Below are 14912 nucleotides of genomic sequence, written 5' to 3' on the forward strand. Positions count from 1 at the left end.
TCGTCCGGTTACTTGAGCTTGAGGTTGTAGGACCAGACGGCGAGCGGCTTGCCGGCCGCGTCGATCTGCAGGAACGCCAGCTTCTTCGAGGTCGGGGCCTCGCCCTGGCCGCCCGTCGCGAAGACGTCGGCGCCCGGGAAGCTGCGGTACGTGTTCGACGAGGGCTCGGTGATCGGCTGGCCGTCGAGCACCGCCGACCAGCGCTTGCCGTCCTCGACGATCTCCGGCTCGACACCGAGCCGCAGCGTGTCGCCACGGCCGTACTCGATGGTCTTGGGGTTCTTCAGGTTCGTGAGGCACTCCTGGACCTCGTCCACGGAGAGCTCCTTGCCGTCGTTGTGGCAAGAGGCCTCGGCGGACACCGACTCGCTGCCGACCGTCACGGTCGCGAGCGGGGTCGGCTTGTCGCAGGCGGAGAGGAGGAGGAGGCCGGCGGACACGGCTCCGAGGGCCGCGACGCTGCGGCGGGCCCTACCCGAGAAAAGCGGTGCGGTCATGAGCCGAAGGCTATCGGGCCCCTGGGCTGCGCCGCTGCACGGGGTCCCGCGGGCCTGCGGCGTGGCTCCCGCCGGGGTGACCGTTCGGCCCGGGCGCGCCGCCGTTCGGCTCCCGCCCGGGTGAACCTTTCGGACCGGGCGCGCCGCCGTTGCGGGGGCGCTGCCCCCGGGCCCCCGGGCCCCCGCGCCTCGGACGCCGGCGGGGCCGGGCCTGTGCGTCGGGGGCGAGGGGTCAAGCGACCCGGGGGCGGGAGGTGCGCTGCTGGGGGTGGTGGCGGGGGGCCGAGATGACGCCGCGGACGGCCATCGTCGCGCCCATCGCGACGATCGCCGCCGCCACCCACATGCCCAGTACGCCGTTCAGCGGCAGCACGATGCCGATCGCCCCGCCCAGCACCCACGCCACCTGGAGCAGCGTCTCCGAACGGGCGAACGCGGAGGTCCGCACCGCCTCCGGCACGTCCCGCTGGATCATCGCGTCCAGCGACAGCTTGGCCAGCGCCTGGCAGAAGCCCGCCGTCGCGGCCAGCACCGCCACGAACAGCCCGCTGAAGAAGACGGCCGCCAGCACCGCCACGCCGAGCGTCACGCACAGCACCGACGCGATGATCGCCTCCGGCGCCCGCGCCCGCAGCCACGCGCCCACCGCCGTGCCGCAGGCGTTGCCGACACCCGCCGACACGCCCACGATGCCCAGCGACACCGCCGCGCTCTGCCCCGCCAGCGGATGCTCCCGCAGCAGGAACGCCAGGAAGAAGATCAGGAACCCGGACAGCCCGCGCATCGCCGCGTTCGCCAGCAGCCCGCACAGCACGCTCCGGCTCACCGTCCGCAGCCCGGGCCGCTTCGAGTGCGCCTCGTGCGTCGACAGCCGGGCGCGCCGCTCGCCCTTCGCCTCGTCCACCTTGTGCGGCAGCGTGAACGCCGCGAAGGTGCCGCACAAGAAGACGACGCAGGCCCCGTACAGCGGCCACTGCGGCCCGATCGAGTTCAGTCCGGCGGCGACCGGCGCCGCCGCGCCCGTGGCCAGCAGACCGGCCAGCGTGACCCGGGAGTTCGCCTTGACGAGTGAGAAATTCGGCGGGAGGAGCCGGGGCACCACTGCGCTGCGCACCACCCCGTACGACTTGGACGCCACCAGCACGCCCAGCGCCGCCGGATACAGCTGCAGCCCCCCAGTGGCCACCGCGCCCGACATCATCACCGCGAGGAGCGCCCGCGCCAGCATCGCCGCCGCCATCGAGGCCCTGCGGCCGTGCGGCAGCCGGTCCAGCAGCGGACCGATCACCGGGGCCAGCACGGTGAAGGGCGCCATCGTGATCGCCAGGTACAGGGCCACCCGGCCCCGCGCCTCGTCCGTGGGCACCGAGAAGAACACCGTCGACGCCAGCGCCACCGTGATCATCATGTCGCCCGCGCCGTTGATCGCGTGCAGCTCGATCAGCTTGCCCAGGCCCGACTCGCCCGCCCCGTGCGCGTGCGTGGCCCGCCGGATCCCCTTGGCCGGACCGGTGATCGGACGGTGCAGGGCACGCCCGACAGCCCGGCCGGCCCGCCTGGCCGGTCCCGAGCCGTCGTCGGACGACCGTACGGGTGCCACACTCGACATAGTGCCCCACCCGGCCCCCACGGGGAGCCTCCCGGCGCGTCGTGGAACCGGCGGCTTGTCCGCGAATCGGACCTTGCATGTGTGCCCAGGGCTTAAGAGGAGGTAGCGTGCGTAGCGCGCCACCGGCGGTTGCTCCTGGCCGCGCGCCTCTTCGTGATCCCGCAGAATGGATCGCAGTGAGGTGCGCCCGGAGTCCGATCGGGTGCGGACGTCGACGCGGCCCTCTGGTCCGCTCCGCCCGCGCCTCGTACGGACAGCACCACCGGGTCGTTGTGGACGACAGTACGGACGGCGCACACGTGAGACGGCGTAGGAGAGAACGAGACCAGTGAGTGCTGCGACGACGCGAAGCCGTACCCCGCGTACCCCCGACCGCCTCTGCGTCGAGGCGGTGGAACTGGCCCGCGCGGCCGCCGAGGAGGCAGCCTTCCCCGGTGTGGTGGGCGCCCACGTCTCCGCCGTGGCGGAGGGCGACCGCGTCGTCACCCATTTCTTCGAGTCCAAGGAACCGGGATACCGCGGCTGGCGCTGGGCCGTCACCGTGGCCCGCGCCTCCCGCGCCAAGAACGTCACCCTCGACGAAACGGTGCTGCTCCCCGGCGACGACGCCCTGCTGGCCCCCGAGTGGGTGCCGTGGAGCGAGCGGCTGCGCCCCGGCGACATGGGCCCCGGCGACCTGCTGCCCACCGAGGCCGACGACCTGCGGCTGGAGCCGGGCTGGTCGGGCGAGGACGCCCCGCCGCCGAACTCCGTGGTCTCCACCGAGATGGCCGAGCTCGTCGAGGCCGAGGACGCCGACGTCACCGACCGCGTGACCGTCCCGGTCCGCGGCTCCATCACGGCGGTCGCCGAGGAGCTCGGCATGCGCCGGGCGCGCGTGCTCTCCCGCTACGGGCTGCACAGCGCGGCCGACCGTTGGGACGAGTCCTTCGGCGCGAAGACCCCGATGGCGCAGGCCGCCCCCGCGTCCTGTGTCTCCTGCGGCTTCCTCGTCGCCGTCGGCGGCTCGCTCGGCCAGGCCTTCGGCGTCTGCGCGAACGAGTTCAGCCCGGCCGACGGCCGCCTGGTGTCGCTGTCCTACGGCTGCGGCGGCCACTCCGAGGCCGCGGTCATGCCGGCGCCGCCGAGGCCGGCCCCGCCGGTCCTCGACTCGATGGCCTCCGACGAGTTCGTCCTGCGGCCGGCCGCCGACACGGGCTCGGTCCCGGTCCCGGACGCCCAGGCCGCGGATCTGGACCTCGGCCACTCGTAACCCGTACGGGGGCCTGCGGGCCCGCCGGAGGGAGTACGGGCCCCTCCGCGCCGTCAGTCCCGCGCGCGGCGGCGGAAGAGGCGCTTGGCAGCGAAGACCAGGACCAGACCGCCCGCCAGGACCAGGGCGCCCTTGCCGAAGCTGCCCGTCGGCTCCGGCGAGGTCGCCGCGTCCGGCGGCGACCCGGGCTGCGGCGAGGCCGAACCGCCGGGCGAGGAGGCCGCGGCCACCGGGACCGCGATCACCCGGCTGCTCGCGCCCTCCGAGCCGAACATGAGCGTGGAGCCGTCCGACGTGTACGTCACCGACTCCGCCTGCCCCTGCCACGGCGCGTCCACCCGCTCGCCCTCGCCCTCCGGCCGGCCGTCCTTCCACGGGTACGCCCGGGCGGTGAAGTAGCCGCGCAGCGTCAGCCGGTTCCCGTCCGGGGAGAACGCGCCGTCCGTCACCCACGGGACGTCGGCGACCCGCCGGAAGACGTTGGCCCCGCCCGTCGACAGCTCCGCGGGACCCTCGTACAGGCCGCCCTTGCTCTCGTTCTTGCTCGCGATGTACACGCGGCCCGTCACCGGATGGACCATCAGGGACTCGGCGTCGCGCGGCCCGTCCTCGTACCGCACCGTGAACTGCGTTGCCTTGAGCGTGACATCACCCAGTTGCCGCGGCTCCTGGAAGCGGTAGATCCACACGTGGTCCCAGGTGCCGCCCCGGTTGTCGCCGATGTCCCCGACGTACAGCTGCCCGTCCGGACCCAGCGAGATCGCCTCCACGTCGCGCGGCCGGCCGATCCCCGTCAGCGTCACCCGGGCCACCGTGTTGCCGGTGGCCGAGTCCACCCCGTAGACGTACGGGCCGTCCTCGCTGTCGTTGTGCGTCCAGTAGACGCCCGGATGGACGCGGCTGGCCGCCAGCCCGCTCGACTCCTTGATCCTCGGATCGGAGATGGTGAACGAGGACGACCCGGGGGACTGCGCGGCGGATGCCGTGCCCGGCAGCACGGCGGCGACGACGGCGGCGGCGAGGGCGGTCGCGGTGGCGGTGGTCGCGAGGGCGGCGGCGGACGGCAGGGGCAGGCGCATCCTCCCAGCCTGCCAGTACGTGCCGCGTGTCCGGCGTCACAGGGGTTTCTGTCGCGCGATCCGCGATGATGACCGGATGCGTTTCATGTTCGTCGGCGACTCCATGACCATCGGACGCGCCGGCGACTACACCTGGCGCTACCGGATGTGGCAGCACCTCAACTCGACCTTCGGCGGCCCCTACCGCATCGTCGGCCCGCGCTGCGAGGTCTACGACACCGCCGCCGACGCGCCCGTCAGCCACGAGTACGCCGACCCGGGATTCCCGGAGCACGCCCGCCGCCACCTGGCCGGCTGGGGCGAGGGCTGGCAGCACATGGCGCCCGTCATGGGCGAGACCGTCGCCGCACACCGCCCGGACGTCCTGCTGGTCTCCCTGGGGCTGATCGACCTCGGCTTCTACACCGACGCCGAGCAGACCGCCGACAACGTCCGCCGCTTCACAGCCGGAGCCCGCTCCGCCCACCCCGGCGTCCGCATGGTGCTGCTGCCGGTCATCCCGAACAGCCGCGCCGAGGAGGACGCCCCGTTCGCGGCCGAGGTGGCCCGCTTCAACGAGCTCCTCGCCAAGGCCGTGGCCGACCTCACCTCGGACGCCTCGCCGATCCTGCTGGCAGCGCGCCCGGCCTCGTACGACATCCACCGGGACACCTACGACGGCACCCACCCCAACGCCTCCGGCGAGCACCGGCTGGCGGGGGAGTTCGCCGCGGTCCTGCACCAGGCCTGGGGCATCGGCGGCCCCTACCGCCCCGAGCGCGGCGCGTAACACACCATTCACGAACGGGTCTTGCTTCGAGTGCACTCGAAGCAGTTGGCTAGTGCCCCATGAAGTACACACAGCTCGGACGTGCCGGCCTCAAGGTCAGCCGACTTGTACTCGGCACCATGAACTTCGGACCCCAGACCGGGGAGCCCGAAAGCCACGCGATCATGGATTCCGCCCTCGACGCGGGGATCAACTTCTTCGACACGGCGAACGTGTACGGGTGGGGCGAGAACAAGGGCCGCACCGAGGAGATCATCGGGACCTGGTTCGCCCAGGGCGGCCGGCGCCGCGAGAAGACCGTGCTCGCCACCAAGGTCTACGGCTCGATGTCCCGCGAGGGGGACACCTGGCCCAACGAGGACCGCCTGTCGGCGCTGAACATCCGGCGGGCCGTCGACGCCAGCCTCAAGCGGCTGCAGACCGACTACATCGACCTCTACCAGTTCCACCACGTGGACCGGCGGACCCCCTTCGAGGAGATCTGGCAGGCCGTCGAGGTCCTCGTCCAGCAGGGCAAGATCCTCTACGTCGGCTCCTCGAACTTCCCCGGCTACAAGATCGCCCAGGCAAACGAGGTCGCGGCGCGCACCGGGCGGCTCGGCCTGGTCAGCGAACAGTGCATCTACAACCTCGCCGAGCGGCGCGCGGAGATGGAGGTCATCCCGGCCGCCGAGGAGTACGGGCTCGGGGTCATCCCGTGGTCGCCGCTGCACGGCGGGCTGCTCGGCGGTGTGATCAAGAAGGAGGTCGTCGACGGCCGGCGGGCCTCCGGACGGTCGGCGGACGCCCTCGCGAACAGCGCGGTGCGCGCGCAGGTGCAGGCGTACGAGGACCTGCTCGACAAGCACGGCCTGGAGCCGGGCGAGGTCGGGCTGGCCTGGCTGCTGACACGTCCCGGGGTCACCGGGCCGATCGTGGGGCCGCGCACGCCGGAGCAGCTCGCCTCGGCGCTGCGCGCCGTGGAGCTGGAGCTGGGCGAGGAGGTGCTGGCCGGGCTGGACGAGGTCTTCCCCGGGCCGGGGCCGTCCCCGGAGGCCTTCGCCTGGTAGCCGTCGCCCGGAGGCCGCCGCCGGTCGGTACTACTGGCCGGTGGCGGCCGCCACGGCGACGACGAGGAACATCAGCACGAGCACGCCGGCCATCACACGGTTTCTGGTCTTGGGATCCACCCGTCGAGCCTAACGCGGCAGCCCCCGCATCGTGGACGCAGGGGCTGTGCCGTGGTGGGTGCGATGCCGGCCGTGGCCGGGCGGTCACTGCCAGCTCATGTCGCCGTTCTGCGCGGCGACCGGGGGCTTCGCGGCGGTGAGCGGGGCGGCGGAGGCGACCGCCGGGGTGCCGAGGACGAGGGCGAGGGCGACGACCGCGGCGGCCTTGAAGATGCGGGTGGAGTTCATGGTGTCCGGTGTCCTTTCGGGGTGCCGTGAGGCGTGTCGACGGTGGCTTCCCGGTCGGTCCCGCACCCCGCGGTGGCGCTGTCCCTTTCCGGTGAGACATAGCTAAGCCGCAGCTCAGCGGGGGGAGAAGGGATATCGGCTGGCCCAAACCGTCCGTGGACGGATGAGGACACGGACCGCCCCCGCCCGCGACACGACACGACACGACGCCGTCAGGGGCTCCGTCGCTCCAGCACGGACAGCGGCATCAGGGGGACGCCCACGTCCAGCAGGTGTGCGGCAGGCAGCGCCCGCGCGCCGAGCAGGCGGCGGCAGACGGCCTCCGCGTGCCGTTCCGCCTCCTCCAGGGAGTCCGAGAGCAGGTAGAAGCCGAGGGTGAAGTGCTCCGCGGACTGCGGGTGCACGGCCAGGTGCTCCACCCGGTCCCTCGGGCACAGCCCCGCACGGGCCGCCGCGCGCAGATCATCGGGTACTTCCACCGGAGGCACCGTCCGCAGACGGGCATGGACGAGGTACATGACTCCACCGTCGCCCCGACGGACCCGTGCAGGACACCCATCCGGCTGGCCGTTTGTGGCCGTGGACACATCTGTCCAACCGGCGCTTCTTTGAGATGATCTTTCCCATCGGAGTACCAACGGGGTGGGGGGAACCACATGTTGACCGAACTGGGCCTCGACGCGAGAGCCGAGGCCGTCTACCGCGCCATGCTCATGGAACCCGGGTCGGGCGTCACCGCGCTCGCCGATGCCGTGGGGATCGGCGAGGGCGACGTGCGCGAGGCCCTGGACCTGCTGAGCGAGCTGGCCCTGGTCCAGCCGTCCGCCGACGAGAGCGGGCGGCTGCGCGCCGTCTCCCCGGACATCGGGATGGAGATCCTGATGGCCCGGGGGCAGGCCGAACTCGCCGCGCAGCAGCAGCGGCTGGAGGCGTCCCGGGCCGCCGCGGCCCGGCTGATCTCCGAGTACTCGGAGCTGCGGCCGACCGCCAGCCATCCCGGAGTGGAGCAGCTGATCGGCCTCGACGCCGTCCGCGACCGGCTGGTCGCGCTGACCCGGGAGACGAAGGAGGAGCTGCTGGCGTTCTCGCCGGACGCCACACTGAGCGAGTCCGCCCTGGCCGCCTCGCGCCCTCTGAACAGGACGCTGCTCGAACGGGGCGTCCGCATGCGCACCCTGTATCTCGACAGCGTGCGCAACAGCCGGCCCTCCGTCGAGCACGCCAACTGGCTCACGGAGCTGGGCGGGCAGGTCCGTACGGTGGCGTCGCTGCCGACGCGGATGCTCATCGTCGACCGCAGGACGGCGCTGATCCCGGTGAGCGACGACTCCGCGGCGGGCGCGGTCGTCCTGACCGGCCACGGCATGCTGGTCGCCCTCTGCGCGCTCTTCGAGTCGACGTGGGCGCAGGCGCAGCCGCTGGCGGAGGTGGCGGTCCTGGGGCCGGACGGCCTCACCGCGCAACAGGCGGCCGCCGTAAGGCTGTTGGCGGAAGGGCACACGGACGACGCGATAGCCAAGCGGCTGGGGGTCTCCTCGCGCACGGCCCGGCGCATCGCGAACGAGCTGATGGAACGCCTCGGCGCCCGCAGCCGCTTCGAGGCCGGGGTCCGTGCCGTCCAGGAGGGCTGGCTGCCCACGCGCGCCTAGGAGTCACGACACACGGAACACGAAAGCCGCCGGGCGGGACCGCGAGAGTGGTCCCGCCCGGCGGCTTTCGTGTGTGCGGGGGAGCGGATCAGGCCAGTGTGGACAGGTCCGGCCATGGCCCTTTCGGGCCAGTCGATCTCTCTTCCGCCCGGCCCGGACAGCGGCGAATCTATTGCTTGTCACCGGGGCAGCCCCCCGGAGACGAGCACCGAAGGCCCTGAAAGCCCTGAACGGACGCCACCGCGGGACGTCCGAGGGCGACGGGTTCACGCCACCAGCCCATTCGTTCAGGAAGGACGAACCACTCCCATGCGTACTGGAATCCTCCGGGCCACCGCGGTCGTCGCCCTCACCCTCGGCATCACCTCCGTCGCACCGATGGCCTCCGCCCACGCCCCGGCCCACCCGGCCCCGGCGACCGGAACGGCCGGCCCGGCGGGCACCCCGCTCCCCCCGCTCACCGCGGTGACCAGCCCCCGCTAGCCCGTCCGGCCGCGCCCGCACCCACCCGCAGGGCCCCCAGGACCGCTGTACCTGCAGGACAGCTGTCCGTCCGCCACACCTCGCACGTCGCACGTCGCACGCCACACGTCGCATCACCGCCGGTCGAGCCCCCGCTCCCGGCCCCCAGACCTCACCTGACCAGAACCGGAGCACAGCCATGTCCCGATACGGGTTGAACACCCGCCATGCCGCCGTAGCCGCCCTCATCGCCGGGGCCGTCGCCGCCGGCACCGTGGTCGCCGTCGACACCGCGGCGTTCGCCGCCCCGGCGGCCGCCACCGCCGAAACCCCCGTCGCAGACGACTACGGCAGCACCGGCCAGGGCGCGGAGGAGCCGGTCGACGGAGAGGTCCGGGCGTCGCTCTACTCCGCGGCCAGCACGAAGATCACCCGCAGCTCGGTGATCGCCCGTGCCAAGAGCTGGGTCGGCATCGGCCTGCGCTACGGCGGGGGCGGCCGCCACGGCGGCTACCGCACCGACTGCTCCGGGTTCGTCTCGATGGCCTGGGACCTGGACTCCTCGCTGCTCACCGACACCTTCGGCCCCCGCGGCGTGACCGAGCAGATCTCCAAGGGGGAGCTGAAGGCGGGCGACGCCCTCCTCGACGACGGCTCCGGTCCCAACGGCCACATCGTCCTCTTCGAGAAGTGGGTCGACTCCAGCCGCACCAAGTACTGGGGCTTCGACTTCACCCCCAGCGGAGTCCACCACCGCGTCTACGACTACCCGTACTACGACGGCTACGGCCCCTTCGTCCCGGTGCGCAACAAGAACGTCGTGGACGACGTGACCACGCCGCCGGCGCCCGCACCCGGCATGACCGACCTCGTCGCGGTCAACATCAACGGCGACGCCGTCGACGACGTGGTCGGCGTGGAGGCCTCGACCGGCAAGCTGTGGCTCTACAAGGGCACTTCCGCCGGGACCATCGCGACCGGCAGCACCCGCGTGGAGATAGGCAGCGGCGGCTGGAACGGCATGTCCAACCTCGCCGGCGGCGACTTCACCGGCGACGGCAAGGACGACCTCGTCGCGACCGAGGAGTCCAGCGGGAAGCTCTACCTCTACCCGGGCACGGGCAGCGGTGTCGGCGCCCGCAAGGAGATCGGATCCGGCGGCTGGAACGGCATGAAGGACCTGGTCGGCGGCGACTTCACCGGCGACGGCAAGGCCGACATCGTGGGCGTCGAGAAGTCGACGGGCCAGCTGTGGCTCTACAAGGGCAACGGCGCCGGCTCCATCGGCGGCGGCGGCACCCGCGTCCTGATCGGGTCCGGCGGCTGGAACGGCATGCACGACCTGGTCGGCATGGACATCAACAACGACGGCAAGGCCGACATCGTCGGGGCCGAGACCTCGACGGGCAAGCTCTTCCTCTACAAGAGCAACGGCACCGGCCTGAACGCCCGCACCGAGATCGGCTCGGGCGGCTGGAACGGCATGAACGACCTCACCGGCGGCGACTTCACCTCGAACGCGAACGACGACCTCGTCGGCGTCGAGAAGGCCACCGGAAAGCTCTACCTCTACCCGGGCACCGGCACGGGTCTGGGGGCGCGCAAGGAGATCGGCACCGGCGGCTGGTAGCCGCACGCCCGACGCATCTCCCCGCTCTCCTTTCGCAACTCCCTTCCCTGACACCCTTTTTGGCACCTCCGTGCCGGTTTGGAAGCACTCCCATGTCTGTTGAGACCACCACCTCCGCCACCACCGCCTCCACCACCTCCTCCTCCACCTCCGCCTTCTCCCGCCTCATGTCCCGCCGGGTCCGCATAGCCACCGGCCTCGTCTGCGCCACCGTCGCCGCCGTGGCCCTCTCTGCCGGCGGCGCCAACGCCGACGGCGGTCCGGAGGACCCGCACGGCGACATGACCGAACTGACGGCAGCCGACCTCGGCCTGCCCGAGGCCCCGCAGATGATGACGGCCATGGCGGCCACCGCCGGCGACGAACGCCCCGACTTCCAGATGCCGTTCAAGTGCGGTGAGACCTGGCAGGGCGCCTCCCGCCCCAACCACAGCCCGTCTCCCAACGCGATCGACTGGACGCAGGGCGGCTCGACGCTCAACTCCCCCGTCGTGGCGAGCGCCGACGGCGTCGTGTCCAAGGTGAGGGACCTCGGCGGCTCCAGCTACGGCAAGTACGTGGTCATCAACCACGGCGGCGGCTGGTCCACCGTCTACGCCCACCTCAACGGCTTCAACGTCTCCAGCGGCGCCACGGTCAAGGCCGGACAGCAGATCGGCATCGTCGGCAGCACCGGCGGGTCCACCGGCGCGCACCTCCACTTCGAGCAGCGCCACGACACCGTCGACCAGCGCACGACCTTCAACGGCACCCCCTTCGGCGGCTCCGACCGCTGGTCCAAGTCGCTGACCAGCAAGAACTGCGAGACCAAGACCCCGGACCCGAAGCCCGAGGGCCCCGGTGACGGCGGCACCGGCTCCACCGGCATGGTCGACCTGGCCTCGGCCGACCTCAACGGCGACAACGTGGTCGACGTCGCCGCGGTGGAGGCGTCCACCGGCAAGCTGTGGCTCTACAAGGGCGCGTCCAACGGCACCATCGCCTCCGGCGGCAGCCGCGTCCTGATCGGCTCCGGCGGCTGGAACGGCATGTCCAACCTGACCGGCGGCGACTTCACCGGCGACGGCAAGGACGACATCGTCGCGGTGGAGGAGTCCACCGGCAAGCTGTGGCTCTACCCGGGCGCCGACAACTCGACGATCGCCTCCGGCGGCAGCCGCGTCCTGATCGGCACCGGCGGCTGGAACGGCATGTCCAACCTGACCGCCCTCAACCTCAACGGCGACAAGATCGCGGACCTGGCGGGCGTCGAGAAGTCCACCGGCAAGCTGTACCTCTACCCGGGCACGTCCAGCGGCCAGCTCGCCGCACGCAAGGAGATCGGCTCGGGCGGCTGGAACGGCATGTCCAACCTGACCGGCATGGACCTGAACAACAGCGGCCGCCAGGACCTGGTCGCGGTGGAGAAGTCCACGGGCAAGCTGTTCATGTACCCCGGTGACAAGGGCTACCTGAGCCCGCGCATCCAGATCGGTTCGGGCGGCTGGAACGGCATGTCCGACCTGATCGGCGGCGACCTGCTGAACTCGCAGCTGTCGGACGACCTGATCGCCGTCCAGAACTCCACGGGCAAGCTCTTCCTCTACCCGGGCACCGGCGCCGGCACCCTGGGCGCCCGCAAGGAGATCGGCACCGGCGGCTGGTAAGCACCTGAAGTGAGGACACGTGAGGCGGCCCGTCCCTGCAGGACGGGCCGCCTCACGGCGTTCGCGAGCCGCGTACGCGGATCAGCCGGCCAGCGGCCAGGCGCGGACGGTCTCGTACCGCGGCTGTTCACCCGGCACCCCGCTCACGGGCAGGTTGCTGCGGACCAGGCTGAGCGTGTCCACCCGCCATGCCGTGCCCTCGAAGTCCGCGAGGGCGTCCAGGTACGGGCGCAGGGGCGTGCCGTGCCCATGCCCGTGGCCGTGCCGGTGGCTGTGGTTGCGGGCGAGGGTGAGGTGCGGCGTGTACCGGCGGTGCTGCTCCATGGGTACCCCGGCCCGCCGCGCGGCGGCGTCGGCCCGGTCGGCGAGCAGACGCAGGGCGTCGAGCTCCCCGGCGGCGCCGGCCCACAGGGCGCGGTCGCCGAAGTGCCCGCAGCCGTGCAGGCGCAGAGCGAAGGGCGCCGTACGGTGGGCGGCTCGTTCCAGGCGGGCGTGCAGCTCGGGGAGCACGTCGTCGTCCACCTCGCCCATGAAGGCGAGCGTGAAGTGCCAGCCCGCTTCCGCGGTCCAGGTCAGCCGGTCGTCGCGGAGCGGCCGTACGGCTTCGCGCAGTTCGGTGACGGCCGCGTCCGGCGGCAGTACGGCGGCGAACAGTCTCATGCGGCGAGCGTATCCGGGTGCGGCGCCGCTGCCGGGCGGGGTCCGGCGGGGGCCGGGGCGGGGCCCTGGAGGCGCGGGCCCCGCCGGAGGCGCCGGGGTCAGGCCACCGTCACCAGTTCGCGGCGGCGCGAGACGGCCGGGACGAACGCCACCCCGTGGCGGTCGACCCGGAGCCGGAGGTTGCCGACGCGGGCCAGGACCACGGCGATGGTCACGGACGCGGCCAGGGAGATCAGCGCACCCGAGGCCATGCCGATGCGCGCGCCGTAGGTGTCGGTGATCCAGCCCAGCAGCGGGGCGCCCAGCGGGGTGCCGCCGGTGAAGACCATCATGAAGAGGGCCATGACCCGGCCGCGCATCTCGGGGTCGGTGGCCATCTGCACGCTGGAGTTGGCGGTGACGTTGACCGTCAGGCCGAAGACGCCGATGGGCACGAGCAGCGCGGCGAACAGCCAGAAGCCGGGTGCGAAGGCCGTCACGAGCAGCAGTACGGAGAACAGCGCGGCCGCGGCCACCAGCAGTCGCAGGCGGGAGTGCCCGCGGCGGGCGGCGAGCAGGGCGCCCGCGAGGGAGCCGGCCGCGATCAGGGTGTTGAAGAGCCCGTAGGTGCCCGCGTCGCCGTGGAAGACGTCGCTCACGAATGCCGACAGCCAGATCGGGAAGTTGAACCCGAAGGTGCCGATGAAGCCGACGAGGACGATCGGCCAGACCAGTTCGGGCCGGCCGGCGACGTAGCGCAGGCCTTCGCGCAGCTGTCCCTTGGCGCGGGGACGGGGCTCGACGGGGTGCAGTTCCTTCGTCCGCATCATCAGCAGGCCGGCGATGGGTGCGGCGAAGGACAGGCCGTTGAGCAGGAAGGCCCAGCCGGAGCCGACGGCGGTGATCAGCACACCGGCGATCGCCGGGCCGATCAGCCGCGCGGACTGGAAGTTGGCCGAGTTGAGGCTGACGGCGTTGGCGACCTGGTCCTTGCCGACCATCTCGGGGACGAAGGTCTGCCGGGCCGGGTTGTCCACGACGGTGACCAGGCCGAGGAGGAGGGCCGCGAGGTAGACGTGCCAGACCTGGACGTGTCCCGCGAGGGTGAGGGCGGCGAGTGCGATGCCGGTCAGGCCCATCGCGCTCTGGGTGGCGAGGAGCAGGGGCCGCTTGGGCAGCCGGTCCGCGAGTACGCCTCCGTAGAGGCCGAACACCAGCATCGGAAGGAACTGCAGGGCGATGGTGATGCCGACGGCGGAGGCGGAGCCGGTCAGTGAGAGGACCAGCCAGTCCTGGGCGATGCGCTGCATCCAGGTGCCGGTGTTCGAGACGACCTGGCCGGTCGCGAAGAGCCGGTAGTTGCGGATCCTCAGCGAGCTGAACATCCCCCCGTTCCTGCTCGGGGGTGCCGCGGGCCGCGCGGCGGTAGTGGTGGTGGATATGTGGCCGGGTGCGGAGTCTGCTCCGTTTCCCGTACTCAAAAGCGTTCGCCTCCTGGCGTCGTTCCTACAGGTGCGCGAGCTTCTCCAGGACGGGGGCGGCCGCGCGCAGCTTGGCCCATTCGTCCTCGGTCAGCTCTGCCGCGAGCCCGGCCAGGAAGGCGTTGCGCTTGCGGCGGCTCTCTTCGAGCATCGCTTCGGCCTCCTCCGTCTGGCGGACCACCTTCTGGCGGCGGTCGTCGGGGTGCGGTTCCAGCGTGACCAGTCCCTTGGCTTCCAGCAACGCGACGATGCGCGTCATGGACGGCGGCTGGACGTGCTCCCGCCGCGCCAGTTCACCGGGTGTGGCCTGGCCGCAGCGGGCGAGGGTGCCGAGGACCGACATCTCGGTCGGGCTCAGCGACTCGTCGACGCGCTGGTGCTTCAGGCGCCGCCCCAGCCGCATGACGGCGGAGCGGAGGTCGTTCACGGCGGCAGCATCGTCGCCATGGGAGAGGTCAGGCATGTACTTAGAATAACTCATTACTCTCGCTAAAGAACACCGGGTTTCCCGGTCATGCACCCGGTATGTGCCAGGTCACTCGTACGGGTGAGTCGGCGGCCGAAAGTGACCCGCGTGCGCCCCCTCTGCCCCGACTCTTTCGGCATGGGGACACATGTGCTGAGCATGCGCATAGACGGGGAGCTCCTCGACAGGCTCCGGATCCATGCCGCCAAACGCGGAATGAGCGTCCAGGACTATGTGGTCCGGACGCTCATTCGCGACGACTTCGACGAGCGCTTCAAGGCGGCCGTCGACGAGACGGAGAAGTTCTACGGGCTGACGTGAGCTCGCCCGGAGCCG

At 72.0% G+C, this 14912-nt stretch carries 16 protein-coding genes; 8 read left to right on the forward strand and 8 right to left on the reverse strand.

The features are described from left to right. Positions 1–8: 8 nt before the first annotated feature. Positions 9–497: a hypothetical protein gene (locus OHA91_RS21135; protein ID WP_031158245.1), complete on the reverse strand. Its 489-nt coding sequence runs from the start codon at positions 495–497 to the stop codon at positions 9–11. 232 nt (positions 498–729) lie between these two features. Continuing rightward, positions 730–2106, reverse strand: coding sequence for an MFS transporter (locus OHA91_RS21140; RefSeq protein WP_031158247.1), 1377 nt, complete (start codon positions 2104–2106; stop codon positions 730–732). 328 nt (positions 2107–2434) lie between these two features. Here OHA91_RS21140 and OHA91_RS21145 point away from each other — a divergent pair, with 328 nt between their 5' ends. Then, positions 2435–3358: a DUF3027 domain-containing protein gene (locus OHA91_RS21145; protein ID WP_266500223.1), complete on the forward strand. Its 924-nt coding sequence runs from the start codon at positions 2435–2437 to the stop codon at positions 3356–3358. A gap of 53 nt (positions 3359–3411) precedes the next feature. Here the strand turns inward: OHA91_RS21145 and OHA91_RS21150 are convergent, their stop codons facing one another. Continuing rightward, the gene (locus tag OHA91_RS21150; RefSeq protein ID WP_266500226.1) at positions 3412–4437 is read right to left on the reverse strand and encodes a WD40 repeat domain-containing protein; all 1026 of its coding nucleotides are present in this window, start codon (positions 4435–4437) and stop codon (positions 3412–3414) included. A 76-nt stretch (positions 4438–4513) separates the two neighbouring features. On the opposite strand from OHA91_RS21150, the gene OHA91_RS21155 reads away from it, so the two are divergent. Together OHA91_RS21155 and OHA91_RS21160 are read left to right on the forward strand one after the other, a co-directional pair. After that, positions 4514–5206: a GDSL-type esterase/lipase family protein gene (locus OHA91_RS21155; RefSeq protein WP_031158254.1), complete on the forward strand. Its 693-nt coding sequence runs from the start codon at positions 4514–4516 to the stop codon at positions 5204–5206. 59 nt (positions 5207–5265) lie between these two features. Next, entirely contained in the window at positions 5266–6255 is a 990-nt protein-coding gene (locus tag OHA91_RS21160) for an aldo/keto reductase (RefSeq protein ID WP_328739748.1), read from the forward strand. Between the two features lie 204 nt (positions 6256–6459). Here OHA91_RS21160 and OHA91_RS21165 read toward each other — a convergent pair whose 3' ends face one another. Both OHA91_RS21165 and OHA91_RS21170 read right to left on the reverse strand, forming a co-directional pair. Continuing rightward, on the reverse strand, positions 6460–6603 hold the full coding sequence (locus tag OHA91_RS21165) for a hypothetical protein (RefSeq protein WP_158714917.1): 144 nt from the start codon (positions 6601–6603) through the stop codon (positions 6460–6462). Positions 6604–6815: 212 nt separating this feature from the next. Next, a complete protein-coding gene (locus OHA91_RS21170) occupies positions 6816–7082 on the reverse strand; it encodes a hypothetical protein (RefSeq protein WP_245240313.1) in 267 nt (88 codons plus the stop codon). A gap of 177 nt (positions 7083–7259) precedes the next feature. Between OHA91_RS21170 and OHA91_RS21175 the strand changes: the two genes are divergently transcribed. From OHA91_RS21175 to OHA91_RS21190, 4 genes are all read left to right on the forward strand, one after another. Next, on the forward strand, positions 7260–8252 hold the full coding sequence (locus tag OHA91_RS21175) for a helix-turn-helix transcriptional regulator (RefSeq protein WP_031158261.1): 993 nt from the start codon (positions 7260–7262) through the stop codon (positions 8250–8252). A 309-nt stretch (positions 8253–8561) separates the two neighbouring features. Then, a complete protein-coding gene (locus OHA91_RS21180; protein ID WP_328739749.1) occupies positions 8562–8735 on the forward strand; it encodes a hypothetical protein in 174 nt (57 codons plus the stop codon). Between the two features lie 178 nt (positions 8736–8913). Then, positions 8914–10344 (forward strand): FG-GAP repeat domain-containing protein, encoded by a 1431-nt coding sequence (locus OHA91_RS21185; RefSeq protein WP_158714919.1) that lies wholly within the window; start codon positions 8914–8916, stop codon positions 10342–10344. A 92-nt stretch (positions 10345–10436) separates the two neighbouring features. Then, entirely contained in the window at positions 10437–11990 is a 1554-nt protein-coding gene (locus OHA91_RS21190; RefSeq protein ID WP_328739750.1) for a VCBS repeat domain-containing M23 family metallopeptidase, read from the forward strand. Positions 11991–12071: 81 nt separating this feature from the next. Here the strand turns inward: OHA91_RS21190 and thpR are convergent, their stop codons facing one another. From thpR to OHA91_RS21205, 3 genes are all read right to left on the reverse strand, one after another. Continuing rightward, positions 12072–12650 (reverse strand): RNA 2',3'-cyclic phosphodiesterase, encoded by a 579-nt coding sequence (gene thpR, locus OHA91_RS21195; protein ID WP_031158270.1) that lies wholly within the window; start codon positions 12648–12650, stop codon positions 12072–12074. A 98-nt stretch (positions 12651–12748) separates the two neighbouring features. After that, positions 12749–14110 (reverse strand): MFS transporter, encoded by a 1362-nt coding sequence (locus tag OHA91_RS21200; RefSeq protein ID WP_328739752.1) that lies wholly within the window; start codon positions 14108–14110, stop codon positions 12749–12751. A 25-nt stretch (positions 14111–14135) separates the two neighbouring features. After that, positions 14136–14573, reverse strand: coding sequence for a MarR family winged helix-turn-helix transcriptional regulator (locus tag OHA91_RS21205; RefSeq protein WP_030662370.1), 438 nt, complete (start codon positions 14571–14573; stop codon positions 14136–14138). A 141-nt stretch (positions 14574–14714) separates the two neighbouring features. Between OHA91_RS21205 and OHA91_RS21210 the strand changes: the two genes are divergently transcribed. Next, a complete protein-coding gene (locus OHA91_RS21210; RefSeq protein ID WP_030010567.1) occupies positions 14715–14897 on the forward strand; it encodes a hypothetical protein in 183 nt (60 codons plus the stop codon). Positions 14898–14912: the final 15 nt, after the last annotated feature.

This window comes from Streptomyces erythrochromogenes, from assembly GCF_036170895.1.
GTDB classification, from domain to species: domain Bacteria; phylum Actinomycetota; class Actinomycetes; order Streptomycetales; family Streptomycetaceae; genus Streptomyces; species Streptomyces erythrochromogenes.

What these genes read in the sequence shown, in the direction of transcription:
- OHA91_RS21185 (WP_158714919.1), top strand. Translation starts at nt 8,914, where the DNA reads ATGTCCCGATACGGGTTGAACACCCGCCATGCCGCCGTAGCCGCCCTC.
- OHA91_RS21135 (WP_031158245.1), bottom strand. Translation starts at nt 497, where the DNA reads ATGACCGCACCGCTTTTCTCGGGTAGGGCCCGCCGCAGCGTCGCGGCC.
- OHA91_RS21140 (WP_031158247.1), bottom strand. Translation starts at nt 2,106, where the DNA reads ATGTCGAGTGTGGCACCCGTACGGTCGTCCGACGACGGCTCGGGACCG.
- OHA91_RS21205 (WP_030662370.1), bottom strand. Translation starts at nt 14,573, where the DNA reads ATGCCTGACCTCTCCCATGGCGACGATGCTGCCGCCGTGAACGACCTC.
- OHA91_RS21180 (WP_328739749.1), top strand. Translation starts at nt 8,562, where the DNA reads ATGCGTACTGGAATCCTCCGGGCCACCGCGGTCGTCGCCCTCACCCTC.
- OHA91_RS21150 (WP_266500226.1), bottom strand. Translation starts at nt 4,437, where the DNA reads ATGCGCCTGCCCCTGCCGTCCGCCGCCGCCCTCGCGACCACCGCCACC.
- OHA91_RS21165 (WP_158714917.1), bottom strand. Translation starts at nt 6,603, where the DNA reads ATGAACTCCACCCGCATCTTCAAGGCCGCCGCGGTCGTCGCCCTCGCC.
- OHA91_RS21210 (WP_030010567.1), top strand. Translation starts at nt 14,715, where the DNA reads ATGGGGACACATGTGCTGAGCATGCGCATAGACGGGGAGCTCCTCGAC.
- OHA91_RS21155 (WP_031158254.1), top strand. Translation starts at nt 4,514, where the DNA reads ATGCGTTTCATGTTCGTCGGCGACTCCATGACCATCGGACGCGCCGGC.
- OHA91_RS21190 (WP_328739750.1), top strand. Translation starts at nt 10,437, where the DNA reads ATGTCTGTTGAGACCACCACCTCCGCCACCACCGCCTCCACCACCTCC.
- thpR (WP_031158270.1), bottom strand. Translation starts at nt 12,650, where the DNA reads ATGAGACTGTTCGCCGCCGTACTGCCGCCGGACGCGGCCGTCACCGAA.
- OHA91_RS21175 (WP_031158261.1), top strand. Translation starts at nt 7,260, where the DNA reads ATGTTGACCGAACTGGGCCTCGACGCGAGAGCCGAGGCCGTCTACCGC.
- OHA91_RS21160 (WP_328739748.1), top strand. Translation starts at nt 5,266, where the DNA reads ATGAAGTACACACAGCTCGGACGTGCCGGCCTCAAGGTCAGCCGACTT.